General features: G+C 70.6%; 13 protein-coding genes. 3 read left to right on the forward strand and 10 right to left on the reverse strand.

Annotated features, from left to right (window positions below; translation table 11 throughout):
• Positions 1 to 127: 127 nt before the first annotated feature.
• From ACZ6TV_RS53445 to ACZ6TV_RS53490, 10 genes are all read right to left on the reverse strand, one after another.
• Complete coding sequence (locus ACZ6TV_RS53445) at positions 128 to 592, reverse strand: (2Fe-2S)-binding protein (RefSeq protein WP_465309144.1); 465 nt, start codon at positions 590 to 592, stop codon at positions 128 to 130.
• Positions 577 to 1,434: an FAD binding domain-containing protein gene (locus ACZ6TV_RS53450; RefSeq protein ID WP_465309146.1), complete on the reverse strand. Its 858-nt coding sequence runs from the start codon at positions 1,432 to 1,434 to the stop codon at positions 577 to 579. The genes ACZ6TV_RS53445 and ACZ6TV_RS53450 overlap by 16 nt, the downstream gene beginning before the upstream one ends.
• Before the next feature lie 233 nt (positions 1,435 to 1,667).
• Positions 1,668 to 2,456: a class I SAM-dependent methyltransferase gene (locus ACZ6TV_RS53455; protein ID WP_465309148.1), complete on the reverse strand. Its 789-nt coding sequence runs from the start codon at positions 2,454 to 2,456 to the stop codon at positions 1,668 to 1,670.
• Positions 2,453 to 3,187: an ABC transporter permease gene (locus ACZ6TV_RS53460; RefSeq protein WP_465309150.1), complete on the reverse strand. Its 735-nt coding sequence runs from the start codon at positions 3,185 to 3,187 to the stop codon at positions 2,453 to 2,455. The genes ACZ6TV_RS53455 and ACZ6TV_RS53460 overlap by 4 nt, the downstream gene beginning before the upstream one ends.
• Positions 3,177 to 4,148 carry an ABC transporter ATP-binding protein gene (locus tag ACZ6TV_RS53465; protein WP_465309152.1) on the reverse strand — a complete coding sequence of 324 codons (972 nt, stop codon included), beginning with the start codon at positions 4,146 to 4,148 and terminating at the stop codon, positions 3,177 to 3,179. Before ACZ6TV_RS53465 ends, ACZ6TV_RS53460 begins: the two co-directional genes overlap by 11 nt.
• A gap of 14 nt (positions 4,149 to 4,162) precedes the next feature.
• Entirely contained in the window at positions 4,163 to 4,924 is a 762-nt protein-coding gene (locus tag ACZ6TV_RS53470) for a CPBP family glutamic-type intramembrane protease (protein ID WP_465309154.1), read from the reverse strand.
• Positions 4,921 to 5,580, reverse strand: a complete 660-nt coding sequence (locus ACZ6TV_RS53475) for a CPBP family glutamic-type intramembrane protease (RefSeq protein WP_465309156.1) — start codon at positions 5,578 to 5,580, stop codon at positions 4,921 to 4,923. Before ACZ6TV_RS53475 ends, ACZ6TV_RS53470 begins: the two co-directional genes overlap by 4 nt.
• A gap of 1 nt (position 5,581) precedes the next feature.
• Positions 5,582 to 6,937 (reverse strand): YcaO-like family protein, encoded by a 1,356-nt coding sequence (locus tag ACZ6TV_RS53480; RefSeq protein WP_465309158.1) that lies wholly within the window; start codon positions 6,935 to 6,937, stop codon positions 5,582 to 5,584.
• Positions 6,934 to 8,025, reverse strand: coding sequence for a TOMM precursor leader peptide-binding protein (locus tag ACZ6TV_RS53485; RefSeq protein WP_465309160.1), 1,092 nt, complete (start codon positions 8,023 to 8,025; stop codon positions 6,934 to 6,936). Before ACZ6TV_RS53485 ends, ACZ6TV_RS53480 begins: the two co-directional genes overlap by 4 nt.
• 3 nt (positions 8,026 to 8,028) lie before the next feature.
• On the reverse strand, positions 8,029 to 8,973 hold the full coding sequence (locus ACZ6TV_RS53490) for a SagB/ThcOx family dehydrogenase (protein WP_465309162.1): 945 nt from the start codon (positions 8,971 to 8,973) through the stop codon (positions 8,029 to 8,031).
• A gap of 118 nt (positions 8,974 to 9,091) precedes the next feature.
• On the opposite strand from ACZ6TV_RS53490, the gene ACZ6TV_RS53495 reads away from it, so the two are divergent.
• From ACZ6TV_RS53495 to ACZ6TV_RS53505, 3 genes are all read left to right on the forward strand, one after another.
• The gene (locus ACZ6TV_RS53495; RefSeq protein WP_465309164.1) at positions 9,092 to 9,295 is read left to right on the forward strand and encodes a hypothetical protein; all 204 of its coding nucleotides are present in this window, start codon (positions 9,092 to 9,094) and stop codon (positions 9,293 to 9,295) included.
• A 739-nt stretch (positions 9,296 to 10,034) separates the two neighbouring features.
• On the forward strand, positions 10,035 to 10,454 hold the full coding sequence (locus ACZ6TV_RS53500) for a hypothetical protein (protein ID WP_465309166.1): 420 nt from the start codon (positions 10,035 to 10,037) through the stop codon (positions 10,452 to 10,454).
• Positions 10,455 to 10,976: 522 nt separating this feature from the next.
• Positions 10,977 to 11,921, forward strand: coding sequence for a hypothetical protein (locus ACZ6TV_RS53505; RefSeq protein ID WP_465309168.1), 945 nt, complete (start codon positions 10,977 to 10,979; stop codon positions 11,919 to 11,921).
• The last annotated feature ends 12 nt before the right edge of the window (positions 11,922 to 11,933 follow it).

The following is an 11,933-nucleotide window of genomic DNA, read 5'->3' on the forward strand; positions in this document are numbered from 1 at the left end:
TGCGGGCTGCGCAGGGTCGCACCCCACAGCATCCGGTCGGCCCACAGGTCGGAGGAGAACGCGAACTCGCCGGTCACCTTCAACGTCCCGTCGGGGCGCTGCGGCGACGTGCCGATCGACCCCGCGGTCATCCCGGCCCCCCGGCGGCGAGCTTGACCGCGGCCACGATGTGCTCGTAGCCCGTGCATCGACACAGGTTCCCGGCCAGGGCCTCGCGGATGTCCGGTTCGCTCGGGCGGGGATGCCGTCGCAGCAGGTCGTGGACGGTGACGATCATCCCGGGGGTACAGAACCCGCACTGCACGGCGCCGGCGTCGAGGAACGCCTGCTGGATCCGGTGGAGCCGGCTCCGGCCGGCGATGCCCTCGACGGTGCGCACCGCACGACCCTCCACCTGTCCCGCGGCGACCAGGCAGGCACAGACCGGCGTATCGTCGAGGTACACCGTGCAGGACCCGCACTCGCCCTGCTCACACGCGTTCTTCGCGCCGGGGGCACCGAGCCGCTCCCGCAGCACGAACAGCAGGCTCTCCGCCTCACCCACGTCATCGGCGGTGGCGGCCGCACCGTTCAGGGTCAGCTTGATCCGCATCGGTACTCCTCCCACGCCCACCGCAGCGTCCGTCCACCTAGGACGGACAACGCCTGCCGCCGGTACACCGCGGTCCCGCGCAGGTCGTCGACCGGCCGGGCCGCGGCCGCGACGAGCTCACCGAACCGCGCGACGGCCGGATCGGACAACGGTCCCCGCGTCTCCCACGGCAGCTCGGCCGCGAAGGTCTCCGCCGCTGTCGCACGCAGGGGCGTCGGACCGGCCGACCCGATCCCGGTGCCGGCGCTGCGCCGCACGGGGTCGAGCGCCACCGCGAACGAACACATCGCGATCACCATCGCGTTGCGCGCGCCGACCTTCGCGAACTGCTGCGGGCCTTCCCGCAGCGGCACATGGACCGCCGCGATCAGCTCGTCGGGGGACAGCACATTGCGTTTCGGGCCGGCGAAGAACTCGGCCACGGCGAGCCGCCGCGTGCCGCGCGCCGCGGCCAGTTCGAGCTCGGCGCCGCAGGCGATCAGTGGCGGATGGGCGTCGCCGGCCGGCGAGGCGGAGCCCAGATTTCCGCCGACCGTGCCGCGGTTGCGGATCTGCGGCGAGCCGACCGTCCGAGCCGCCATCGCCAGGCCCGGCAGGCGACCGCCGAGCTCGTCGATGATCCGCCGGTACGTGACGCCGGCGCCGATCCGCAGCTCGCCGCCGTCGGCTCCCCATTCGGTCAGGTCGGTGACGCGGGTCAGGTCCAGCAGGGCCGCCGGCCGCCGGCGGCCGAAGTTCAGCGCCACCATCACGTCGGTGCCACCGCATATCGGCACCGCGTCCGGATGTTCCGCCTTGGCCGCGAGGGCTTCGTCCCAGGTGGACGGTGCGAGGAACTTCACGACGCCTCCCTGGGCAGTTGACAGCTGCTGTCACCGTATCGACGGACGGCTTCGACCCACATCTGTCTCAAGGCGAGGACCCGGCACGACCTTCGTAGGGAACGCCGGCAGCCGTGTCCGGTGTGCGGGCAGGGCCACGGCGGCCTCCCCGCCCTGAACGTCGGGCTGTCCAGAGGAAGCGGCCGAGGCGTGAGGCGGTCCGGCCGCAGGCGGCGAGCTGCTCCGCGCCGGACTCAGCCGCCGTGGCGAGGCTCGAGGGCGACCACGCCGTCGACGAGCGTGCGGCTGGAGGCGCCGTACCGGGGTCGCGGCACCGGCAGGGCCCGGTAGGCCACGACCTGCCAGCCCGGTTCCTCCAGCGGTGTCAGTGAGTCCAGCCCGAAGAGGGCCAGCCCGCCGGGGACGCGCCGGGCAAGGGTCTGCATCTGCCTGGCGGATTCCGCGCTGACGATGTCGGCGATCCAGTGCGCGGCGCCGGTCCGGTTCGCGAGCGTGGTCGACAGTGCCGTGACCGCTCCGGTCGGCAGGTACACCAGCAGGCCCTCGGTGAGCACGATCACGTCGCCGGACCGTCCCGTCTCGTCCACCACGGCGCTCACCGCGGTCCCGTCGCGGACGTCCAGGCCGACCCGCCGTACCGGGCAACTGTGCGGCCGGCCGTGCAGGGTCCGGTCCTTCAGTTCGACGACGGCGGGGTCGTCGGCCTCGACCAGCTCGCGGCATCCGGGCAGTCGCATCCGGTACGGCCGCGTGCAGAAACCGGCCCCGAGGTTCACCACCGCGGCCCCCGGCCGGCGCTCGAGCGCATCGACGAGCATGCGGTCGATGAGGACGGTACGGGCGACGACCTCGTCCCGCCCGGCGTCGGCGAGCCGCGCGATCGGCGCCGCCGCGGCGGGCGGCGTGAACAGCTCGGCGAGCGGGTCCGACACCCGGGGGCGCGGAAGGCGGCTCTCCGCGGCCCGGCAGGCCGCCGCTGCGTACGCGGTGGCCTGCACGGTCCGGTCGACGAGGGGGTTCATTCCCAGCGGAACAGCCAGGCGGCGCCGGCGGCGCAGACCACGACGGTGCCGCCCAGCACCGCCACATCGACGCCGATGGAGTCGCCCCGGTCCAGCCACGCCCATTGCAGCGCGTCGATCGCGTACGTCAACGGGAGGGCGTCGCTGAGCTTGCGCATCCAGTCGGGCATCAGCTCGAGCGGGACGGTGGCGCCCGTCAGGAAAATCATCGGGAAGTACACCAGGTTGGCGATGACCAGGGCCGTCTGCTCGCTTTTGGCGATGGAGGCGATCAGCAGGCCGATGCCGAACATGGCGGCGCCGGACAGCAGCGCCAGACCGGCGAACGCGAGCGTCCGCTCCGGCGCTCGCAGACCGAACACGAGCGAGCCGACGACGACGAGCAGGGCGATGCCCAGCACGCAGATGACGATGTTGATCAGCAGCTGCGCGGTGAGGAAGACGGTCGGCCGGGCGGGGGTCCCCCTCAGCCGGCGCAGAAACCCGCGGGAGCGGTACTCGACCATGCCCAGCGGGAAGCTCATCAGCCCGGCGACGGCGAGGACGAGGCCGACGTAGGCGGGCACGGACACGTCGACGGTGCCGAGGCCGTCCCACAGGTCGGACGGCTTGTTGCCGTAGATGCCGCCGAAGATGCCCAGCACCATGACCGGGAACACGAGGCCGAAGAACAGCGGCGGGAAGTTGCGCAGCATTCGCCTCGACTCGAACGCCAGGACGCTAGGAAACATCGACGTTGTCCGCTTCGCTCGGGGCCGTTCCGGCGGCCTGCCCGGTCAGGTTCAGGTACGCGTCGTCCAGCGAGGCCGGCAGCTCCCGCGCGGTGGTGCCGTGTTCGGCCAGGACCCGGTCGACGTCCCCGCGGCGTGCCGGCTGCACCTCGAGCATCAGCCGCTGCCCGGCCGGCTCCACCCGCACCCCGGAACCGAGTCCGGTGAGGCCTTCGGCCAGCTTCCGGTTGCCGCCGGCGCCGTCGAGCACGAGCCGGGCCGAGTCGCCGGCGTGGTCCCGGATCAGCTCGGTGGGTGTGCCGGTGGCTACGACGCGGCCCTTGAGCAGCACGTTGACCCGGTCGCAGAGGTACTCGACCTCCTCCATGTGATGCGAGGTGATCACGATGGTGAGGCCGTCGCGGTTGCGGCGGCGCAGTTCGTCCCAGACCATGCGCCGGGCGGCGGGGTCCAGGCCGTTGGTCAGCTCGTCGAGGAAGACCACCTGCGGGTTGTTCAGCAGCGCCAGCATCAGTGACAGCCGTTGCTGCTGCCCGCCGGACAGTTTGACGACCTGGCTGCGCCGCTGCTCGCTCAGGCCGAACAGGTCGAGCAGCTCGATGTGATCGGCCGGGCCGGGGTAGAACGACGCGAAGAGCCGGCAGATCTCCTCGACCGTGGCGCGGGGCGGGTAGACGAGCTGCTGGAGCTGGATGCCGGCGATGCGGGTCATCCGCGTACGGTCGGCGCACGGGTCGAAGCCGCCGACGCGGATCGTGCCCGTGGCCGGTTTCCGCAGCCCTTCGACGCACTCCAGCAACGACGTCTTGCCGGAGCCGTTGGGGCCGATCACGCCCACGACCTCGCCCTTGCCGGCGCTCAGGTCGACACCGTCGACGGCGACCAGGTCACCGTAGCGGACGGTGATGTTCCGGGCGTCGACGAATGGCTCGGCGGCGCTTGCTTCTGCTTCTTGACTCACCGTTGTCGGCCTCCTCATCGGGGCACTGCGGCCGCGACGGGAGCGACCCGGCGCGCGCTGGTCTGGGTGTAGTAGGCGGCGAACGAGGCATGCACCGCGATCGCCGGGAGAACGCTGCCCGCGACGATCACCAGCAGCCCGCACATCACCGCGAGCACCACGCTGGACAGCGCGAGCACGGTGGCCTGCAGGGCCGTCTCGGTCAGCAGTACCTGGCCGACGGTGAAGACCGCGCCGCTGATCGCGATGGCGGCCCACACCGGTGTGCCGACGGCCAGCAGGCCGCCGAGGAAGACGCCGCGGAAGTAGAACTCCTCGACGGCGGCGCTGGTCGCCGGGACGATGTACCGCCAGGCCCGGGGTAGCGCCAGGATTTCGGTGATCCAGCGGACGCCGGTGACCGCGCCGGGCACGTCGGTGCGGGGTCGCACGGCATAGAGGACGGACATGGCGAATGCGGTCAGCGCGCTGGCCCCGGCGGCGGTCAGCACCAGCAGGCCGACGTCGTGCGGGGTGACGTGCCAGGCGAGCAGGTCGGCCACGTCGAGGCCGCCCCAGTACATCACGAGGATCGACGCGAGGACGCCGCCGGCCAGGTACACCAGGGTGCCCAGGATCGGGAACACGTATCGGCCGGGCAGCCCCGTGCGGCCGGCCACGGCCAGGCGTACCCGTTGGCGGGTACGGTTGCGCCGGAAGGGCAGCCGGTACAGCGCGAGCCAGGCCACGGTCGCCGCGACAGCGACGGCGGTGAACAACGCCGCGTCGCGGGTCACGATGGCTCCCGGCGCCGCAGCACGGTGAGCACGACCACGTTCTGCACCGCGTGCGCCACCATCGGCACGAGCACGTTGTCGCCTCCCAGCAGGTACAGCAGGCCGAACCCGATGCCGGTCAAGGTCTTCTGCGCGACGGTCATGGCGCCGAAGTAGAGGTGGTTGAGGCCGTACACGACGGCGGTGACCAACAGCGCCGCGGCGGCCGGCCAGCCCAGGACAACTCCCAGCAGGTGGAGTCCCACGCCCCGGAACAGCACCTCCTCGGCAGCGGCGGCGCCGACGGCGGCCAGCACCACCCAGACCGATCCGCCGCCCGCGAGCCGGTGCAGCGCGATGCCGGCCAGTCGCCGGTGCCGGGCCGCCAGCCATGCGGCGCCGGCGGCCCATTCCAGCACCGGGGCAAGGCACCCGAACGCCACCGCGGCGGCGTACCAGCGCCAATCGACGGGCGAGGACAGGTCCCACCGCATCGGTGCGAGCGTGGCTACCAGCGCCGCCATGGCCATCAGCGCCACGGCGAACACCAGCTGCCCGCGCACGGCCGGGTCGAGTCCGCGCCGTGCCGTGCCGCGAGCGCCGGTGCCGCCGAGTACTCCGGACAGGGTCAGCCGGAACGCCTGCGCCGGGAACGCCGCGCAGAGCAGTACCAGCACGCTAAGGCAGAGGGTGCGGGTGGACATTCGTCACTCCGCCGTGCGCGACCATGCGCGGATGTGCCTTCGGCGGCATCCCGGGCAGGCACATGCTGAGCAGTTCGGGGATGAGGACGCGAACCACTTTCCAGTCGGTGCCGGCCAGTTCCGGCGGCGTGATGTCGAGGTAGGTCGCCCATCGGCTCACCCCGGCCACCATCTCGAGCAGCGACTCGAGCGTCGACGCTCCGGTCAGCGGGGCGATCTCGGAGAGCTTCACGGACCCGCTGAACCGCTCGGCGACGATGGCGCGCTTGCGCTCCGCGTCCTGCGGTCCGGCGTAGAACAACACGTTGGAGTCGAGGTCCAGGTACGGCGAGGAGTTCGTCGCCGCGTGCACCGCCGTCGTGTCGAAGATGGCGCTGTACATGCCGAGGCCGAGGATGGCCGCGCTCTCCATCGCTCCGCGCAACAGCGCCGAGCGCGGGTCGGCGTCGCCCTGCACCCCGAAACTGAGCATCGGCAGCGCGTCGGTCTTGCGGTCCATGTACACGCCGATGGTCGGCAGTGGGAGGTCGGGCCGGGTCAGGTGGATCGCCCGGACCCGGTAGTCGGCATCCGGCCCGAGGTTCATCGTGGCCAGCACCCGCAGCGCGTCCTCGTCGTCGACGACGACCTGCGGGCACGGATTCGGGGTGTACCAGTTGAGGACGAACGAGTCGATCTGCACCGCCTCGATCAACGCGTTGCGCAGCGCGTTCTCCAGGCTCACGTGTGCCGCCGTGCCGGTCGAGAACGACGGGGTGAAGAGCAGGTCGCCGTGTGTCGCCGAGGTGGTGAAACCGAGGAAGAACAGCTGCGCGGGGACCCAGAGGTCCTCCCCCGGCCGGGTCAGCGCCGGGCAGCGCACCCACGCGATGACGTCGTCCTCCGTGGGCGGGCGGTCGGCGTAGCGGTGCAGGCGCGAGGCCAGGGTGCGCTGCTGTTCCGGACCGAGGATGCCCAGGTACTCCAGTGGCATGCACTCGCCCTCGGCCGACAGCTCGCGCCGTGAGGCGTACCGGAAATCCTGGTCGAACAGGCGGATCGCGACCATCGCGGCGTACCGCTCGACGCTTTCCCCCATCATCTTGATCATGGCCTCTTCCTGGTACAGGCCGTACCCGCTCAGGTGGTACTGCACCTGCAGATGCGGGTCACCCATGATCAGGCGGTGGTAGTGCGGCATGGTCGCCGTCATCGCCCGCATCCGGGGCTCGCCCGGGATGTCGGCGACGGCGACGAAGAACCCCGGCATGATGCCGGTCTGGTTCGCCCCCAGGTGCTTGTACCGCCGCAGCAGCCGCGTCATCGGCGGGTAGTGCGACACTGCGCTCATCGCAGCACCCCGGACACGATCCGGTCCACGGCCGCCCGGCTGTTGAAGTTGATCTCGCGGATCCGCTGGCGGGACACCTTGCCACAGCCCGGGCAGGCGGGCATGCGCAGCAGGTCCTGCGTCTGGATCTCCAGCGTGGGCAGATGCACGCCGAGCACCCGGCCCGACAGCCGCGACACGCCCACCGTCGCGTGCAGGTATCCCTCGGTCAGCGCCAGCGTGGTCAGCAGGCTCATCATGGGCGCGTCCGCGGCGCGCGGTGCCGCGGACCCGACCGGCGAGCGGGCGAAGTCGTGATAGGACACGTGGTCCTCCAGCCGCGCCAGCGCCCGCTGCTCGAAGCACTCGAAGCAGCCGGTGTGCGGGGACTTCAGGCCTACCACGGACACGAACGGCCCGTCGATGAACGCGCACACCCACGGCACGTCGCGGCCTTCCAGCACGCGATTGATGTTGCGCAGCAACGGCAGCGACGGTCGCTGCAGGCAGGTCACCAGCGCCGCCGAGCCGGTCAGCGCCGGAGTCAGGTCGGCCATTGCCTGCTCGGTGGCCAGGCCGTCGACACGGGACGTGAGGTCGGCGCTCGAGAGGCGCTCGACCATCTCCTGGTCCAGCGGCGCCAGCCGCAGCCGCATCCCGGCCGCCAGGTGCTCGGCCTGCGCCGTGGCCGCGGCAGAGTCCGACAGGAAGGCGACCTCACCGCTCGGCGGCTCGCCGTCCCCCGGGTACGGCGACACCATCCGGCCCAGCAGCGCCGCGGTCACCGCATCCTGGCTGTCGCGCTCACGCGCGGGCACGAACAATCCCGCCTGTGCCAGGTCGGCGAAGAGGCGCTCGATGTTGGCCGACTCGATCGGTTGCAGCCCCGGATCCAGATGGTCGGCGACGCGCACCGGCCCGGCGGCCGCCGCACGCAGCGCGGACCGCACGGTGGCCCCCACCGCCGGCGACTCGCGGCTGACGTCGATCACCGCCTCCTCGAAGTTCCACACTCCGGTGCGGATCCGGAAGCGGCCGGCGCCGTCCTCCACCAACCGCGCCGTGCTTGCCAGCAGGTAACTGTCCATCATGGACTCGTCTGCGCTCACCGACTACTCTCCCTGCCCGACCACGCTCACGTGCACGACGTGGCTGGTCAGGCCGTCCAGGTCCAGCATCTTCTCGATCGTCTGCTTGTCGTAGCCGCCCTGGTCGCAGCCGGCCAGGCCGAGCGCCGTGCGGGCCAGGTGCAGGTTCTGCAGGATGGCGCCGACTTCGATGAGCCCGAACACGACACCCCCGTCGCCGTACTTGCGCGAGTTGTCGTAGAGGTTGTACACGAACGTCAGGACGAACCCGCTGCGCTCGACGTCCACGTCGGGCGAGCGCAGCACCTGTGCCGGCGACAGCTGTTGATGCGGCGCGACCGGCGAAAGACCGTGGGCGTACGGCAGGTACTCGTACGCGCCGGGGGCGAGCCCCGCGACGTTGAAGGCATGGACGTACAGCGTCACCGGGTAGAGGCCGCCGCCGGAGGCGACGGTGCGCAGCCCGATCACGCCGTGCGGGTCGGCCGGATTGCCGTACGGGAGGCTGCCGGTGGCACCCTGGCAGTGGAACAGCAGCGCCGACAGGTCGGCCATCGAGATCGGCTCGCCGCTGAACAGGCGGGTGCTGCGCCGCTCGGTGACGACCGCGGTCAGTCCCGCACGGATGGGTTTCGCGGCGGGCAGCTTGACGACGTCACGCAGGTCTTCCTCAAGGTCGGCGTGGCAGGAGGACAGGACCGCGTCCGGCTCGTAGAACCTGCCGATGCCCATCTGGAAGCCCAGCCGAGCGTTGTCCGTGCGGAAGTTGAGCAGGAGCTCCTCGCCGGCGAAGGCGTCATCCCCGGTCGCCCATCGGCCCCGCACCACGGAATCTGGGGTCCGGACGACCGTGGATGACGTGTAGATCGAGACAATCGTGTGCTGCATCGCGAAGCTGCCGACCGCCCGGAGGTAGTCGTGGTCCTTGAGCGCTTCCTCGACTTCTTCCCTGGTGCGGCGGTAGGGCATGTCACTCCGATGCGAGCGCGGACAGGGAGGTGACCGGCAGCGGCCGGATCACCAGGAGCAGCAGCTGGAGCAGCAGCAGTTGCCGCCGCCGCACGTGGTGGAGGCACCCGGAGCGACCGTGACGGTCAGCCCACCGGTGGCCGTGGTGCCGATCTGGCCGGAGAAGCTGAGCAAGGCTGGTTTCCCTTCACTGGTTGGCGCATGGGCCGGCGATTACCACGAACAGCAACTGGTGCAGCAGCAGTTGCCGCCGCCGCACGTGGTGGAGGCACCCGGAGCGACCGTGACGGTCAACCCGCCGGTGGCCGTCGTGCCGATCTGACCCGAAAAGCTGAGCATGCGATTCACCTCCCAACGACGAATTGACGACATCGATCGATGCGATATCGTCGGCCGCACGGTAACATGCGGATCAGAGGCGTATCCAGGATGTACTTTCGCTGGTCAATGTGCATGGTGCACACGGGGCATGACTGTTCATCCGGCGTACACACCTCCGCTGACGCCTGCGCACGAACCGCAAAGCGGTGAAGGCGAGGAGTCGGTCGACGTCATTCGGACGCCCGACTGGCCGCGCGCAGCCTGCCAGCCTGGTCGATCATGGCGGACCGCGCGTCGTCCAGCGTCCGGCGACAGGCCGCAATGGTCTCGGTGAGCGGCTCCAGATCATCGCAATGTTCGTCGCAGCGGTGCTGAGCATCTGCGTTGGGTTTCTGTCGAGCGACGCCACCGGCGAGGGCCTTTCAAAGGACTTGATCTCAGTTGTATTTGTTTGTTTCTCGACAACAAATACAACGTGCCTGAGCGCCTCCTGCGTAGAACGTGGACGCTGCTGCTAATGCGTTTGGGCATCCGGCCCCGAGGACTTCCACCGCCGACTACAACGGATACCGCCCGGGCACACCGCCTGCTGAACATCCTGCTCGACGGCCTGCGGTCCACGCCCTGACGGCCACTGCCCGCGGCGGCGGAACCGCCTGGGAGGCGGCACAGTTTCGGGAGTTGACCGAGGTGGCGCGGGGCTACCGTGAGCTGAGACGCAGCGACCGAGGGAGCCCATCATGACCGACGCCGACATTCCGTACGTCGTGGAGCACGACACCAACTACGATGGCCACGACGAGTGGCTCAGCGTCGACTCGAACGCCGACGGGCGCGACGACGTGTACCAGTACGACCTCGACGGCGACGGCAACCTCGACAGCCAGGCGTGGGACAGCAACCACGACGGCTACATCGACGCCCGTGGGTATGACCACAACCACGACGGGCGGCTGGACGAGATCAAGTACGACACCGACAAGGACGGCAAGGCCGACCTGCTGCAGGTCGACAGCGACGGCGACGGCTACCTCGACCGGCTCTACACCGACGTCGACCACGACGGCAAGTACGACCGCGTCGACGCCATCCACGCCCAGGACCCGAAGATGACGCACTACACCGACCACTACACCAACGGCGCGCACTACAACGGCTGAGCGCCGCGTCAGGCGGCCGGCCCCGCGTAGTGCGGCTGCGGGCATCGGGGTGGGGCCGGCTGCTGCCCGCCGGGCTGCCGCGTACGGTTCGTGACCGCCGGATGGAGGTGTCGTGAACGTTGCGGCCGCAGGTCTTCGCAGGATGCGCGTCGTGGCATGCTGCCGGTCCGGAATGGTTCCGGAAGCAGTCCGGGAGGATCCCCGACAATGAACCGGCGGGAAGCGTCGCGGGACGTCTCGCGTGATCCGGTGCGGGTGTCGTCGTTGCGTGGTGCTGGCGTCGGTATCGTCGTCGTGGCGGTGCTGGCCGCGGGCGGGCTGAGCGCCTGCAAGGGCGCGCCGGTGGTCAGGGCGCATCCGGAGCCGCCGGGCGGTGAAGGGCGACCGGCGGCGTCGGCCGGCGGCCAGTCCGGCGGACCGTCTTTGCCGACCGGCTCGGCCACAGCGGCCAAGTCTGCTGCGCCGGCGAGTTCGGCCGCGTCGGGGGGCACAGGTTCGGCGGGCTCGACGGGTTCAGGTGGGGTGACGGACGCAGGTTCGGTGCCGGTCTCGCAGTCGCCTTCGCCGACCCGAACGACGACCGGCACGACGGCCGCCCCGACGGCCGGGGCAACGACCAGCCGGCCGGGCACCCCGGCGACCAGCGCCACCACAAGAGCGCCGGAGCCCTACACGGTGGCCGGGTTCCCGGCCGCGCACAACACCGGATACCCGCGAGGACTTCCCGGCGACACCCGGCCCAAGGTGACACTGACGCCGTACCCGGGACCGATGACGATCACGGTCGACGGCACCGTCATCGACAGCAAAGACATCGTCGGCCACCTGGAGATCCGGGCCAGGAACGTGACGATCCGCAACAGCCGGATCCGCGTCGCCAACGTCCAGGCCGTGACCGTCATCGACGACGACGCCAGGCTCCGCGTCGAGGACACCGAGATCGACGGTCAGGGCCAGGACGCGTCGCGCGGCGGCATCGCGCTGATCGGGCGGACCGGCTACAGCCTGCTGCGCGTCAACGCCCATGGGTCCGGCGACATCCTGCGCATCGACGGCTGGGGTGAGGTCCAGGACTCCTGGCTGCACGACCCGAACGGGACCGGTGGCGAGCAGCACAACGACGTCATCCAGTCGACGAACGCGGTGCACGTCCGCATCCTGCACAACCGTCTGGAGAACCAGCACACCCAGACCTCGTGCATCCTGCTGAAGGCGGACCTCGGCCCGATCAGCGACGTGGTCGTGGACAGCAACCTGATGAACGGCGGCGGCTACTCGTTCTACTGGTACGACGCCAACTACAAGATCACCAACGGCAGGGTCACGAACAACACGTTCATGCGCCAGTCCGGCGGCGGCTACTGGCCCAAGGGCGGCTACTACGGCACCCAGGCGCTGCAGGCCTCGACCCTGCCCCAGTGGTCCAACAACACCTGGAGCGACACCGGTCAGCAGATCGGCAGCTGACCGCACCCGGGG

The organism is Dactylosporangium sp. NPDC051087 (genome assembly GCF_055586325.1).